Origin of the sequence: Borreliella kurtenbachii, from assembly GCF_030437945.2 — a bacterium.
Taxonomy (GTDB): domain Bacteria; phylum Spirochaetota; class Spirochaetia; order Borreliales; family Borreliaceae; genus Borreliella; species Borreliella carolinensis.
Window position 1 is genome coordinate 569,509 of the sequence record NZ_CP124058.1, and the last position, 14,258, is coordinate 583,766.

The 14,258-nt window shown below is 28.9% G+C and carries 13 protein-coding genes and 1 tRNA gene; 8 read left to right on the forward strand and 6 right to left on the reverse strand.

Going from position 1 to position 14,258, the window contains the following annotated elements:
* Positions 1–10: 10 nt before the first annotated feature.
* Complete coding sequence (gene htpG / locus QIA22_RS03350) at positions 11–1,861, reverse strand: molecular chaperone HtpG (RefSeq protein WP_301611761.1); 1,851 nt, start codon at positions 1,859–1,861, stop codon at positions 11–13.
* Between the two features lie 112 nt (positions 1,862–1,973).
* Between htpG and gnd the strand changes: the two genes are divergently transcribed.
* Positions 1,974–3,368: a decarboxylating NADP(+)-dependent phosphogluconate dehydrogenase gene (gene gnd / locus QIA22_RS03355; protein ID WP_301611762.1), complete on the forward strand. Its 1,395-nt coding sequence runs from the start codon at positions 1,974–1,976 to the stop codon at positions 3,366–3,368.
* A gap of 24 nt (positions 3,369–3,392) precedes the next feature.
* Here gnd and QIA22_RS03360 read toward each other — a convergent pair whose 3' ends face one another.
* The 3 genes from QIA22_RS03360 to QIA22_RS03370 form a co-directional block, all read right to left on the reverse strand.
* Complete coding sequence (locus QIA22_RS03360) at positions 3,393–3,935, reverse strand: DUF3996 domain-containing protein (protein WP_301611763.1); 543 nt, start codon at positions 3,933–3,935, stop codon at positions 3,393–3,395.
* Between the two features lie 170 nt (positions 3,936–4,105).
* Positions 4,106–4,630: a DUF3996 domain-containing protein gene (locus QIA22_RS03365; RefSeq protein WP_301611765.1), complete on the reverse strand. Its 525-nt coding sequence runs from the start codon at positions 4,628–4,630 to the stop codon at positions 4,106–4,108.
* Between the two features lie 82 nt (positions 4,631–4,712).
* Positions 4,713–5,315, reverse strand: coding sequence for a BAPKO_0422 family outer member beta-barrel protein (locus QIA22_RS03370; RefSeq protein ID WP_301611767.1), 603 nt, complete (start codon positions 5,313–5,315; stop codon positions 4,713–4,715).
* Between the two features lie 208 nt (positions 5,316–5,523).
* Between QIA22_RS03370 and QIA22_RS03375 the strand changes: the two genes are divergently transcribed.
* From QIA22_RS03375 to QIA22_RS03400, 6 genes are read left to right on the forward strand one after another with little or no spacing between them, the layout of a single operon-like run.
* Entirely contained in the window at positions 5,524–6,066 is a 543-nt protein-coding gene (locus QIA22_RS03375; RefSeq protein ID WP_301611770.1) for a chemotaxis protein CheW, read from the forward strand.
* Between the two features lie 12 nt (positions 6,067–6,078).
* Positions 6,079–6,390 carry an STAS domain-containing protein gene (locus tag QIA22_RS03380; RefSeq protein ID WP_014023782.1) on the forward strand — a complete coding sequence of 104 codons (312 nt, stop codon included), beginning with the start codon at positions 6,079–6,081 and terminating at the stop codon, positions 6,388–6,390.
* 15 nt (positions 6,391–6,405) lie between these two features.
* Positions 6,406–8,559: a chemotaxis protein CheA gene (locus tag QIA22_RS03385; protein ID WP_301611773.1), complete on the forward strand. Its 2,154-nt coding sequence runs from the start codon at positions 6,406–6,408 to the stop codon at positions 8,557–8,559.
* A 57-nt stretch (positions 8,560–8,616) separates the two neighbouring features.
* Positions 8,617–9,774 (forward strand): CheB methylesterase domain-containing protein, encoded by a 1,158-nt coding sequence (locus tag QIA22_RS03390; RefSeq protein WP_301611774.1) that lies wholly within the window; start codon positions 8,617–8,619, stop codon positions 9,772–9,774.
* A 2-nt stretch (positions 9,775–9,776) separates the two neighbouring features.
* On the forward strand, positions 9,777–11,552 hold the full coding sequence (locus QIA22_RS03395) for a BB0569 family chemotaxis protein (RefSeq protein ID WP_301611776.1): 1,776 nt from the start codon (positions 9,777–9,779) through the stop codon (positions 11,550–11,552).
* 39 nt (positions 11,553–11,591) lie between these two features.
* Entirely contained in the window at positions 11,592–11,966 is a 375-nt protein-coding gene (locus QIA22_RS03400) for a response regulator (RefSeq protein ID WP_002557158.1), read from the forward strand.
* A 191-nt stretch (positions 11,967–12,157) separates the two neighbouring features.
* On the opposite strand, the gene QIA22_RS03405 is transcribed toward QIA22_RS03400, so the two are convergent.
* A tRNA-Leu gene (locus QIA22_RS03405) sits at positions 12,158–12,241 on the reverse strand.
* 8 nt (positions 12,242–12,249) lie between these two features.
* Positions 12,250–12,939, reverse strand: coding sequence for a UMP kinase (gene pyrH / locus QIA22_RS03410; protein WP_301611781.1), 690 nt, complete (start codon positions 12,937–12,939; stop codon positions 12,250–12,252).
* A 201-nt stretch (positions 12,940–13,140) separates the two neighbouring features.
* On the opposite strand from pyrH, the gene QIA22_RS03415 reads away from it, so the two are divergent.
* Positions 13,141–14,217, forward strand: coding sequence for a glycosyltransferase family 2 protein (locus QIA22_RS03415; RefSeq protein ID WP_301611782.1), 1,077 nt, complete (start codon positions 13,141–13,143; stop codon positions 14,215–14,217).
* Positions 14,218–14,258 lie beyond the last annotated feature (41 nt).

Consider the following 14,258-nt stretch of genomic DNA (forward strand, 5'->3'; position numbering starts at 1 on the left):
TTGCTTTTAATTATAAGAAGTCTTTTTCTATAAATTCGTTTATTATATTTATAAATTTTCCTGGATTTTTGCTAGGCATTCCTGAAGTTAGCATTGCTTCCTCAAAAAGGAGAATACTTATTTTTTCTAATTTTTCAGGCTCTAGATTTTTTAAATTTTGGACTATTTTATTATTAGGGTTTAATTCAAGTATTGGTTTAATTTCTTTTACTTCTTGCCCCATTGACAGCATGATTTTTTGCATTTGGTAAGTTGGATCGTTGCTATCAATTATTATTGCTGAAGGTTCTTTTATTAATGTTGCTGATAGATTGACTTCTTTTATATGGTCCTTGAGGATTTCTTTTACTTTTGTAAGGGTATCTTTGAATTCTTCTTCAATTTTTTTGAAATTTTCATCTTTTAATTCATTACTGGTTTCGTTTTTATTTATTGCTTTTAGCTTTAATCCTTCGTATTCCGGAATTAGATTTAAGATAGCTTCATCAAGTTCATCGTCCATGATTAGGATTTCAAATCCTTTTTCTTTATAGGCAGCTACTATTGGGTTTTCTTTTAATATATTTTCTTTGCCGCCTGTTATATAGTAAATGCTTTTTTGGCTCTCATTCATTCTTTCCTTATACTCTTTAAAAGACACAAACCCATCTACGCTTGAGGATTTAAACCTTATTAATGAGATAAGCTTTTCTCTGTTTTCAAAGTCAGAATAAACACCTTCTTTAATGCATCTTCCAAATTCTTTAGAAAACTCAGAATATTTTTCAGGATTTTTTTTGCTTAGCTTTTCAAGCTCGCTTAGTATTTTTTTTACAGAAGATGATTTTATTTTGGACAAAATTTTATTTTGCTGTAAAATTTCTCTACTTACATTGAGCGGTAGATCTTGGCAGTCTATAATTCCTTTTATAAATCTTAGATAGTTTGGAAGCAAGCTACCTTCAGAATCTGTAATAAAGATTCTATTTATAAATAGCTTTACCCCAGGTTTAGTGTTTGGGTAATATAAATCATAAGGAGCTTTACTTGGGACGTAAAATAAACTAGTATATTCTAAATTTCCCTCGGCTTTTGTATGAATATGCATTAATGGATTTTCATAATCAAAGGTTGTATTTTTATAAAATTCATTATATTCTTCTGCTTTAATTTCGCTTTTATTTTTTGTCCAAAGAGCGGTAGTTTCATTTAATTTTTCTTCTTTTTCTTCTACTCCCTCTTGTTTTCCGTCCTTCATTATAGGTTCGCTGTATTTAATATAAATGGGATAATTTATATGATTTGAATATTTTTTGATAATTTCTTGAATTTTCCATTTATTGGCATACTCAAGACCTTCTTTATTAAGATAAAGCTTTATTTCTGTGCCTGACTCTTCTTTTTTTGCTTTTTCTATTTCATATCCTGTTTTACCGTCGCTAGACCAAATATACGCATCGCTTTCTAGTGCTTTTTTTGATGTAACTTCTACTTTTTCTGATACTATAAATGCGCTGTAAAATCCAACCCCAAACTGGCCAATTAGGCTTGCAGATTTTTTTTCATCTTGTTTTAAATTATTAATAAATTCTTTAGTTCCTGATTTTGCAATTACTCCAAGATGATTAGTTAAATCTTGTTCATCCATTCCGATTCCATTATCTTTAATTAGGATGCTTTTATCATCAAATGATATTTCTATTTTTGGTTCTAAGGCAATGTTTTTGAATTTTTCGTTTGTCAAGCTTAAAAACTTGAGTTTATCAATTGCGTCAGACGCATTTGATATCAATTCTCTTAAGAATATTTCTTTATGTGAGTAAAGAGAGTGGATGATTAAATAAAGCAAATCATTTACTTCTGTATCAAATTGTTTTTTCATGTAGCTTTTCCTTTTTAATTTAATCTTTACTTTTTTTATAATATAACATAATCTAAAAATAATAAATAAAGCAATTTATTTAAAATAGAAAATTAGAATCAAGGAGAATGCAATGGATGTAGGAATTTATGGACTTGGTGTTATGGGCGGCAATTTAGCTCTAAATATTGCTGATAACGGTTTTAATGTTTCTGTTTACAATAGAGATAGTGAAAAAACTGAAATTTTTGTTAAGCAAAATTCTCATAAAAAGATAAATGGCTTTAAAGATATTGAATCTTTTATTAAAAGCTTGAAAACTCCAAAAAAAATCATTTTAATGGTGACAAGTTCGGCCGTAGAAAAGGTTATTGAGCAACTTTTGCCCTTTATGAATAAATCAGACATAATTATTGATGGTGGAAATTCTCATTATAAGAGCACAATGAGATTGGAAAAAGAATTGTTTGCTAAAGACATTTATTTTGTAGGACTTGGAATTTCTGGAGGAGAGAGAGGAGCGAGATTTGGTCCTGCGCTAATGTATGGAGGAAGTAAATCAGCTTATGAAATTCTTGAGCCCATGTTAAATAAAATTGCAGCTAAAACCAAAAATAATGATATTTGTTCGACTTATATTGGAGAGAACGGCTCTGGGCATTATGTTAAAATGATACATAATGGCGTGGAATACGCTGATATGCAGCTTATCAGCGAGGTTTATTTTTTCATGAAAAAAGCTTTCAATTTAGATAATTTGAAAATTTCTGAAGTTTTTGAAAAATGGAATGAAGGCGATCTTTCAGGGTATTTGCTAGAAATAACTTCTAAGATTCTTAGGTATAAAGAAAATAATGAATATTTAGTTGATAAGATTTTAGATATTGCAAATCAAAAAGGCACTGGTGTTTGGACATCTATTGATGCTCTTGAATCTAGTATGCCTGTAAATTTAATTGTTGAATCTGTTTTTTCAAGATTTATGTCGGGTTTAAAGCACGAAAGGATTATTGCTAGCGATTTGCTTAAGATGGATACTGCTTCTTTTGAATTTGAGCTTAGTGACTGGATTTTAGATCTTTATTATGCTCTTTTAGTTTCAAAAATAGTAGCCTATGCTCAAGGTTTTATGATGCTTAAGACTGCGTCTTTGAATTATGGTTGGGATTTAAATTTAGGTAAAATTTCTTTAGTTTGGAGAGAAGGCTGTATTATTCGTAGCAGTTTTTTAGATAAAATTAAATTAGCTTATGATAAAAATCCGCATCTTATTAATTTGCTTTTCGATGATTATTTTTTAGATTTGCTAAAAAATAATCACAAGTCTTTAAGAAGAATAATTTCAAAGGCTAGTGAAATTGGGATTCCTTTGCCAGCATTTTATGCCAGTCTTTCGTTTTTAGATTCTTATTCTACTAATTATTTGCCTTCTAACCTAATTCAAGCACAAAGAGATTTTTTTGGTGCCCATTCTTTTGAAAGATTAGACTCAAAACGAGGTGAATTTTTTCATAGCGATTGGCAATAAATTAAATAAATTAGAACATTAGTATTAGAAGATATAGTATTTAGCAAATATTCCCCCGGCAAAGTTTGATTTTATGCCCGAGTAGGTTCGGTGTTGAGCAAGAGATCTTGTATTTGAGATGAATTCTATTGAAGGTGCTATTTTCATACCTATTTCTAAATTTTCTCTAATGTCGTAAAAAATAACCAGCGGAATTCTTATTCCAAATCCCAGTTCTACATTTATTAATTTAGATGTGTGAGACGATATGCTTATATTTCCTCCTACTCCAACTCCTAAATTTAAATTTTTTATCAAAGATATTGTAAAAATGAAATCAAGTGCTGCTATTGCTAATAAATTAAAATCATAAAATTTTGATTCAAGTTTGGGGCCTGATAGATTTATTCCATTGCTACCACCATAGCCTATTTCAAAATCAATGAAAGGAAGTGACATTATTAAGTTAATAATTGGATTTCCAATACTTGCTCCGAAGCCAATTCCTCTATTTAAATATGAATCTTTTGCAAAACTATTTGTAGATATGTTTGCAATCATGATAAATAATATAAAGATTTTTTTCACCGTTGTCTCCCAAATTTTGTCTTATCATTATATTTTATTTTTGAATTTTAAAACAATAAAAATAAGATCTTTTCTCTTAAATCTTATGTTTAAGTTTTTGGGAGCGAGCGGTTTGATTTTTTAACAATTGTTCTTTTTTAAAAGAATTTTATTATTTAAAGAATTTTATTTTAAGTAAACCAGAATCTTATTCCTAATCCTGCGAATACTTCCCACCTAAATCCAATGCCATTACTCCAAATGTTCATTCCAAGTCCTGGTGCTATTCGTAAAAATATGTCGAATTTTTTTCTAAATACTGCAATATTTAAAGCCAAAGGCAGTCTTGCTCCAATGCTCATTGGGCCTGAGCCTGACTTGCTGCCCCCAAATCTTGAAAACCATATTGTTCCATATCCTCCTGCGCCAACTGAAAAATCCAAAATATTAGCGGCTACTGGGAATGTATATATATAGAAAATATAGTCCAATGCTATAAACAGTGTTTTCCAGTCTGAAAATAAATTATTTACTCCGCTGTAAAGACCAATGTCAAGATCAAAGCTTCCTATATTAATCTGTAGAGCAATTGGTAATGGAAGTATAATTCCTGCTCCAAATTTACCCCTTGCAGATTCTTTTGAATTAGCAAAGCCTGATATTGGTGCCAATAAAAGTAAAATAATAATTGACATAATAATTATTTTTGTTTTCATTGCGTTATTGTCTCCTAAGTACAACATTTTAGTTTTTAAAAGAATTTTAGTTCAATAATTTTTTTTATCTAAAAAGTGAAAGCTATATCTTAAGAGAGCCTTTTATTCCAATAGAAAAGTTGCCTTTTATTGGAAATATTAAATTTCCGGTAGGCATTTGGCCAATGAAAATTGATGGTGTTGTTTTTATTATAATTTCAATAATGTCATAATAAGCCTCATATATTATTCCCAAGGGGAAGCCTACTCCGATTTTATAGGTAATCCCAGAAGAAACATTTGTTAAATTTGAGTTTGCAATTTTACCTATTTCAAAAAATAGGCCAGATCCCAAGAAAAAGATAAAATTTGAATTTTTAATTCTTGAATTTAAAAATATATAGTCACAATATGTTTTAAATAGCAATGTTATTGGTGATTTTGGAAAAAATTCTGAGACACTCAATATTGTTACTCCTACTCCAATATCAAAGTTATTGATACTGAATTCTATTGCAGTAGGGTAAGGTAAAATTAAGCCAAATTTTATTTTAGTTTTTGTTTTTAAGCTTTCTATTTTTGGAATAGTTGCACTATTTTGACCAGTTATGTTGTTTTTAGATTTTTCGCTTGTGAAAATATTCTCAACATTGAAAAATAATGTAATAATTATTAATAATTTGATTAATTTGTTTTTACTTTGCATTGTCAACTTTTTTTATGTGAGATTTAATTTAAAGCACAACTTTCTACCTTAAATTATAAGATAGAATTCTTTTAAAACTATATTTTTTATTGTTTTCGGGAAATTAAATTTTATTAACTTCTAATTTGTATTTATGAATATATGAGGTAATATTAATCTTGATATTAGCATTCTATTTGCGATTTAAATTACATTTAAAGGGGCGTTTATGGGCACAGATTCAGATGTGCAAGATTCTTTAAGTCAGTATCTTTTATTTAGTTTGGACGAACTTTATGCTATTGAGATTAAATATGTTGTTGAGGTTTTAGAATATACTAAGATATCAAAAATCCCAAGAACTCCCAATTACATGGCAGGAATAATAAATAATAGGGGTAAAATCGTTCCAATAATTGATATTCGAAAACAATTTGGAATGAGCGATCGAGCCGTTAATGAGGATGATAAAAAGAGAAATAAGGGAGTTAACATTTCAAACATTATTATATTGAATTTAGTTTACGAGGGGGATGAATTTAATCTTGGAATTTTAGTAGATTATGTCAATGAAGTTCTTGAATTAGATCCATTTAGTATTGATGATGCTCCTAAGATTGGATCAGGGTTTAATTCAAAATTTATTTCAGGAATTGGTAAGAGTAATGATAAGTTTATTATTATTTTAAATGTAGAAAATTTATTTGACGTTAGAGAGCTTTCTAAATTTAGAAATACAACAATATATGATCCTGAATATCAGCAGCAATAGGAGTTTTTAGTCATGATTTATAGGCCGGAAGGAGAGCTTGTAATAAATAGTATTTTTAAGGTAAAAGAAGATTTGTTGCATATTTTTAAAAAAATGAAAGAAGGGGATACTCTTACTATTGATCTTTCAAATGTTGAAAAAATAGATATTACTTTTATACAAATTTTGTATGCATCTAATAAATATGCTAAGAATAAAAATTTGTTTGTAAAAATTGAGTATCCGTCTGATGAGGTTTTAAGTTCATTAATATATGGTGGGTTTTTAGTGGATATTGAAGATGTTGATAGCTTTGATTTGGGACTTAATTTAGTTGGATTTTAGATTTAAGGAAAGCTTATGGATAGTAGTGATGTGATTGATAAATTTAAGAATTCCTTTAAGGAAGAATCAATAGAAAATATTTCAGATATTGAGCAAGCACTTCTTAATCTTGAGGTGAGCTCAGATCAAGATATTATTAATTCTATTTTTAGAAATTTACATACCATAAAGGGAAGTTCTGGTATGTTTGGCTTTAATTTTACAGCATCGCTTGTCCATGAAATAGAAACGGTTCTTGATGTTGTAAAAAATGGTAAGACCACTTTTAATCAAGCTGCTATTGATGCTACCCTAATGTCTGTTGATTTTATTAGAGAGCTTATTGAAGGCGATGAAGCAATTTCTGAGATCGACTTTGATAAGCGTAAACAATTTTTGGTAAATGAAATTAAAAAGGTTCTTGAGGCTTCTAATGATGTTAAGGGTGCTTTTAAAGAAGCTTTAGAAAATGATTTTTCAAAGTCTAATAACAGCGCGGGTTTAGAAGAGTTAAAAGAGTCTGTTAAAGTAAATTCAGAGAATAAATTTGATGATGAGGCTTTGCAATCTGAATTTAAGAGTTACAAAATCCTTTTTTCTCCGGCTAAGGGCATTTTGTTTCATGGGCACAAGCCTATAAATTTATTGAGCAAGTTGATTAATTTGGGCAGTGGTTATGTTAGAGCCAAGGTAGATAACATTCCTGATTTAGAGCTTATTTCTCCTGATAATGTTTATGTTGATTGGGAGATAAGACTAGACACAGAAGAGAGTAGAGAGAGCATTGAAGATATTTTTACATTTTTAGATTCTCAATCAAAAATTGATATTCAAGAATTGGATAAATGTTTAGAGGCAGATGAGGGCGATAATGAAGAGCCTAAAAATTTTAATTTATTGCGCCTAGAGAGAAGTAGTAAAGATTCTGCTAATTCTTCATTTGAAAAATCGGAATTTGTTGAGAAGTCCTTTTTAAATGGAGATAAAAATAGATCTAATGTTCAATATGACACTGCTAGAAGCAAGGTTAATATTGCTAGTATTAAGGTAGATTCTAAAAAGCTTGATCATTTGGTAAATCTTGTTGGAGAACTTGTTACAATACAATCAAAACTTTCAAAAGAAGCTGAAAATAGGAATAGCAATATTTTAAATTCAATATCAGCAGAATTTTCTCTACTTATTAATGAGCTTAGAGATTATACAACAGGGCTTAGAACAGTTCCTATTGAAATTTTGTTTGTGAAATTTCAAAGAATAGTAAAAGACCTGTCTACTAGCCTTGGCAAGGCAATTATTTATCAAGCTTATGGAGGCGACACTGTTCTTGACAAAAGTATTATTGAAAAGCTAAATGAGCCTTTGGTTCATTTAATTCGCAACTCAATAGATCATGGAATTGAATCGTCTAAAGAGAGAGAAAGTTTAGGCAAAGATCCCAAAGGCGTTATTAAGCTTTCAGCTTATCAATCTGGGGATTCTGTTATTGTTATTATTGAGGATGATGGAAGAGGGCTTGATAAGAATAAAATACTAAAAAAAGCTATAGAGCGCAATATAATTTCTGACTCAGTTGCCAAAACTTTATCAGATATTGATGTTTATAATTTAATTTTTGAACCTGGATTTTCAACTGCAAGTTCTGTTACTGATATTTCAGGCCGTGGAGTTGGCATGGATGTTGTTAAAAAACAGGTTGAATCCTTAAGGGGGCATGTTGTACTTGAAAGTGAATTTGGGAAATATACTAGAACTAAGTTAATTTTTCCATTGACTTTGGCTATTATTGAAGGTTGGCTTGTCAGAGTAAAAGATGAACACTTTATTGTTCCTCTTTCTAATGTTGAGTCTTGTTTAGAATCTAGCAAGTTAATTTCTCAAATAGATGGGATTGAGACTAAAAGCAATGTAATGAATTATAGGGGCAGCATGATTAGTTATATTAGACTTAGAGAGTTTTTTCAGGTTTCTAGTGAGAAGAGTTTAAATGAGCAAGTTGTTGTTGTAAATACAAATAGCGGGAAAATGGGAATTGTGGTTGATGAAGTTTTGGGGCAACATCAAACTGTTATAAAAGCTTTGGGTAAAATTTATTCTCGAGTAGAAGGGGTTTCTGGAGCTACTATACTTGGTGATGGAAGTTTGGCTTTAGTTGTTGATATTGATGCAATAACCAAACTTATAAAATAAAGAAAATCGAAAATACAGATTTTTGGTTTTAAAGGTTAAAAATATTAAAATATAACAATGAAGATATTAGTAATTGATATTCAAGGTCTTATAAAGCAGGTTTTTGTTAGAGCTTTTTCTAAAGATAATGATGTTGAGATATTAAATGCTGGTTTTAATTCTTTAAATCTTATTAATGTATTTTTACAAAAATTCCCAGATTTAGTTATTATTGATGAGAATACAGCAAGATCTAATTTTGGAAATTCTTTAAACAATGTTCTTAATAAGATATCTCTTCCGGTTGCATTTATTGCGCAAGATGAAATGTTTCCAAATTTTGGATGCCTTGAGCAAAGCAAGGAAAAGGTTAGATTAATAATAAATAAGCTTAATTTTAAGCTTACAGTTGATTTATTTCGCAGCAAGTATTTAGCTTTAATAAAGCTGGAGTTGAAAAATCTAGGCAAAAATAAATTAATATCTTCTTTTGAAGTTAAAAGGATTCATGCACCCGATTTTTCTAGTAATTCTAAAGTAGAATTGAGAGAAAATAGTTTAAATGATTCAAGTATAAGGAAAAGTTATAAAGTTTCTGATGTTATTAATTTTGCTCCCAAAAATGATCCGGATGTTATTATTAAATATCAAGGTCTTATTAATAAGCACAAAACTGGCAAAATTATTGTTGTGGGTTCTTCAACAGGGGGCACAGAGGCTTTAAGAATTTTTTTAAGGTCTTTTAAAAAAGATTCTCCTCCAATTATTATTGTTCAGCATATGCCGGGAGGATTTACAAAATCTTTTGCAAAAAACTTAAACAATGAACTTAATATTGATATTAAAGAAGCTGAGGATGGAGACATTCTTCGTCCGGGTCTTGTAATAATTGCTAATGGGAGTTATCATTTGATTGTAAAATATAGTAGCGGAAATTATTTTGTAAACTTATTAGATGGACCTCTTGTTAGTAGACACAAGCCTTCTGTGAATGTACTTTTTAGGTCTGCTGCAATGTATGCAGGCTCTAATGCTATTGGAGTTATCCTTACAGGTATGGGAGATGATGGTGCTGTTTGTATGCTTGAAATGAAAAAAAATGGCGCTTATACTATTGCCCAAGATCAAGAAACCTCTGTTGTTTTTGGTATGCCAATGGAAGCTATAAAAATAGGAGCCGTAGACAAAATCCTTCCTTTAAGCGAAATAGCTGATCATGTTTTGAGGAGATCTTAATAATGGATAATGATAATAATGGTTTTTTTGATGTCAATGATTGTTTGGCAACCTTATTTCATAAACTTGAGGCTTTTGATGAGAGTGCAAGGCATATTTATTCAAATTTAAGCAAATCAATTCCTAAATTAATAGAAAAAATTTCTAAAGATTCTAAAGATTTATCTTTTAGTATTGATTTGATTTCCAATCTTGATCTTGATAATGATGCTTCTTTGAATAATTTTATAGCTAAAATTATAGGAGCATTAGATGATTTTGTTGCTTATTTTAATTCTTCAACAACTTCTCTTGAATCTCAATTTAGCATAATACGGAGTAAGGTTAAAGATATAGAAATACTTGAAGATGTTATTGAAAGAATGAAAAAAAGCTCTCTTGATATGGAAATAATGTCTATTAATACGTTAACAGTTGCTATGAGAGCTGGTAAGGCTGGTGGAGCCTTTTCTTATATTACAAGTGAAATTAAGGTTTTAACCCAATCTATGATCAAACAGGCAGATCAACTTACAAGCAAGGGGCGCGAAGTTAAAATTGGTTTAGATAGGGCTAAAAATCAGGTATATGAAAGCAATACGGCTGAAAATAAAATTCTTGAAGAATTTAGAGATAATTTAATGAAAAAAATAGATGCTTTTTCAGATGGAATAGGAAGCGTTATTGCTCTTTATGATGATATTTTAAAAGTTTTATCACAATTTAAGTTTAAACTTGTAAATTCTATTTCTTATCTTCAGTTCCAAGATAGGCTAACTCAATCTTTGCAACATTTAAATATTATGTATTCTAATATTGATGTTTTTAAATTTAGAGATATAAGCGAGATCCAAAAATTAAAAATTTTATCAGTTTTTACTGATACATCAAAAGCTATAGTAAAAGATGTTCTTGAAAAGCTTGAAAAAAATTATACTGTTTTTGAGAAATTTATTGACTCTTCTATTGGTTCTATTCAAACTATTAACGATTTAAGGTCTGATAATTCTTTATATATAGATATTCCTAAAATAATAGAACAATTTTCGAGCATTTTGTCTGATTTGCTTAGAAGGATTGATGATGTTGAGAAGAATAATTCTAATTTTTTAAATTTATATTATGAACAGGTTAAACTTATAAAATCATTAGAATTAATGTTTTCAAATATTTCAGCTATTTCTGCTAGGTTTCAAAATATTAATATAGCCTCAAAGATAGAGGTTGTCAAAAGATCAGAGCTTAAAGCTATGGAGGGTAATATTTCAGAAATGTCTAAGATTATCAAAGAAATTGACTCTAATATTACCAAGGGAATAGAATTTTTAGATCAAATAATCTTTTTTCTTGAAAAAGTCGTTAAGGATTATGACAATAGATTTTATCTTGAAAAAAATTATTTTAATAAATTTAAAAAATTATTTATGGAAATTAAAAATGATATTCTTGATATTAAGAATATAGCTATTGATAATATTTTGTCTTATGAAGTTTTTTCAATTGAATTTATGGAAATATTTGAAGAAATGAAGTTAGAAGTCTATAATGTTAGAAATTTAAAAAATTCTCTTTTAGATATAGATGACTTTTTAAGCAATATGGAAAGCAAAATAAATTTCAATCTTAATCTAGAATTAGCTAAGGTTGGAATTCAATCTATTGAGATTGAGGATAAAGAATTTGTTAATAGAATTGCTAATCGATTTACTTTATTTGTTCATAAAAAACACTTACTATCTTTCATAGAGGAAGCCAAGGATGTTCATTCCTTTGATGAGGGTAGTGTAATTTTGTTTTAATTTTTATATACTTTTGGGAGGGTTTTAGGAGAAAATTAGATGAAAAAAAGAATTTTGGTTATTGATGACAATAGAGCAATAAGGCAAAGCGTTGCTTATATTTTAGAACAAAACGGTTTTGGTGTCTCAGAAGCAAAAGATGGTTTAGAAGGGGTTTTAAAGTTTAAAGAAGCAGTTGGGCAAGGAGATAAAGATTTTGACCTTGTTATTACAGATATCAACATGCCTAATTTAGACGGCATTGGTGTTATTAAGCAGATAAGGGAATTTGGCAGCTTTGTTCCTATACTTGTTCTTACCACTGAATCTGAGCAATCTAAGGTTGATGAGGGTCGTAAAGCGGGTGCTACTGGTTGGCTTGTTAAACCTTTTAATCCTGAAGCTTTAATGAAAACAATATCAAAGATATTTTAAGTTTATATTTTCAATTAATTTGTAGCAGGTCTTAAAGTTTTATTATAATTAATATTTTAGAATAAAAATAACATGAAGGGTATATTTTATCCTTATTATAATAATGTTAAATTTTATTGGTCAAGAAGGGGTATTTAAATTTTTATTAGTAATGCCTGATACTTTTGAGGTTTCTAAAAAATTAATTAAAATACCGGTAGTCGGAGTCGAACCGACACGAAGTTGCCCTCACCAGATTTTGAGTCTGGCGCGTCTACCAATTCCGCCATACCGGCATTAACTTTTATTTTACTATAACAGTGCCAAAAAAATCATTATTTTTGTTAAAAACTTTTTCTAAGTTTTCAATATTATTTCCGTTTACTATGTAAAGGGTAAGCCCAAGTTTTGAAGAGAGCTTTGTTGCTATTGGGTCAAAGGGTAAATTTAAGCCCGGATTCCACTTTTGGCCCACAATGTTTTGCAATTGTTCCCAAGTTAGTTTGTTAAAAGCGGTGGCGTTTTTAAATTTTTTTGGATCTTTATCATAAACTTGATTTACGTTTGTTATATTTATAATATCTTTTTTATTAAATTTTTCTGCAAATTTTACGGCAATATAATCTGTTGAAAATCCTGATTTCCATCCGGAAGCAATTAGTATTTTCCCTTTAAAAGAAAAATTTTTTAAGGGACTGGTGACAATTTTGTCTTTACAAAGCGGATTCATTACTTTACACAGAAATTCTGCGTTTAGCTTTGTTGACATTATTCCAATCTCATCAAGCTCGCGAACTTTAAAATCAGGGTTGATTTTTTTATAGGCGTCTTGGTATTCTCTTGCAACTCTTCCTCCACCAACTATTAAAATGATTTTTCTTTTTTCATTTTCTAGTAGCCATTTAAAAACAAAGTTTTTAAAGTTTTTAATGAATTCTATGTTGATTTGATTTGAATTTATTACTCCTCCTCCAAGACTTATTATTTCAAGCATTCAAGCTCCTTATTTGGGGTTAGTGTTTTTTAAATTTTTTACTTTTAATAATATAGCAATTTCTGCTAAACTTTTCATTAAAAATAAGTTTGAAAAAATATAAACTTGTTAATTATATATTACAATTTAATTGTTATGCAAAAAATTAAAAGAATTTGTTGTTAGGTGTTTTAGCTTTGATTTTGCTTAGCAGTTTTTATTTTGGAGGATATTGTGCATAAGTATAAAGTTTCTGTTATTATTTGTTTTTTTAATTCGGCTGAAACTCTTGATGCAATGATAAAGGATGCTGTTAATCAAACATTAAAAGATAAAGAAATTATATTAATTAATGATGGTTCTTATGATGGTAGTTTAGAGATAGCAGAAAAATATGCCAATAAGTATAGCTTTATTAAGATTTTTAGTCAAAAAAATATGGGACTTTCTGCTTCTAGGGACAGGGGACTTTCTGAGGCTCAAGGGGAATATGTTATTTATTGGGATAGTGATGATTCTGTAGAGAGCACCATGCTTGAGGTTCTATATAATAGAGCAAAAGCAGATAATTCTGATATTGTTTGTTCGCAATTTTATGTTTATTTTCTTGCAATAAATGTAAAAAGAAAATCCCTGCTTCCTTTCCCCAATTATCCATTAACAGGTAAAGAGGCTTTTAAAAATTTGCTTTTTACTGTTTATGCGACTTTTGGAAGGAAAAATTTTGTTGTTGGAACGTTATGGGATAAATTGATTAGACGGGAATTAATCTTAAAGAATAATATTCGGCAGCAAAATGTTGTGTTTGAAGACATAGTTTTTGTGATGCAAATTTTTTTAAAAGCCTCTAAAGTTTCTTTTGTAAATAATTATTTTTATACTAATTTCCAAAGAATGGGAAGTATGAGCTCTTCTATTAGTGTTTTACATAAATCTAAATTATCTCTTAATACAATAGAAACTTTATTAAAAAAAGAAGGTATTTTTAACGAATGTCAAAATTTGTATAAAAGATTTTTATTGCAATTTTATTATTTTATTTCTTTTAAGCAAATTTATATTATTAGCTGGAGTATTTCGGATAAGCTTATTTATAGGGCTTATAAAGAAAAGCTTATTTCTGTTCTTGATGAGATTAAAGGATTGTCTGAATTTCAAGATTGTTATGAATATGCAAAAAGTTTTGGATTTAATGAAATTCAAATTTTGCCTAGAATTATGCTAAAAATTTGGAATTTTAGCTCAAGACTTTATGTAAATTTTTCTATATTTATTTATAAGTTTTTCATAAAAAATTGAATTTATACTTTTGATTTAATTATTTTTTTATATCTTGACTT

Coding starts and splice junctions, on each gene's coding strand:
- htpG (WP_301611761.1), bottom strand. CDS start 1,861: ATGAAAAAACAATTTGATACAGAAGTAAATGATTTGCTTTATTTAATC.
- gnd (WP_301611762.1), top strand. CDS start 1,974: ATGGATGTAGGAATTTATGGACTTGGTGTTATGGGCGGCAATTTAGCT.
- QIA22_RS03365 (WP_301611765.1), bottom strand. CDS start 4,630: ATGAAAACAAAAATAATTATTATGTCAATTATTATTTTACTTTTATTG.
- QIA22_RS03370 (WP_301611767.1), bottom strand. CDS start 5,315: ATGCAAAGTAAAAACAAATTAATCAAATTATTAATAATTATTACATTA.
- QIA22_RS03375 (WP_301611770.1), top strand. CDS start 5,524: ATGGGCACAGATTCAGATGTGCAAGATTCTTTAAGTCAGTATCTTTTA.
- QIA22_RS03380 (WP_014023782.1), top strand. CDS start 6,079: ATGATTTATAGGCCGGAAGGAGAGCTTGTAATAAATAGTATTTTTAAG.
- QIA22_RS03385 (WP_301611773.1), top strand. CDS start 6,406: ATGGATAGTAGTGATGTGATTGATAAATTTAAGAATTCCTTTAAGGAA.
- QIA22_RS03390 (WP_301611774.1), top strand. CDS start 8,617: ATGAAGATATTAGTAATTGATATTCAAGGTCTTATAAAGCAGGTTTTT.
- QIA22_RS03395 (WP_301611776.1), top strand. CDS start 9,777: ATGGATAATGATAATAATGGTTTTTTTGATGTCAATGATTGTTTGGCA.
- QIA22_RS03400 (WP_002557158.1), top strand. CDS start 11,592: ATGAAAAAAAGAATTTTGGTTATTGATGACAATAGAGCAATAAGGCAA.
- pyrH (WP_301611781.1), bottom strand. CDS start 12,939: ATGCTTGAAATAATAAGTCTTGGAGGAGGAGTAATAAATTCAAATCAA.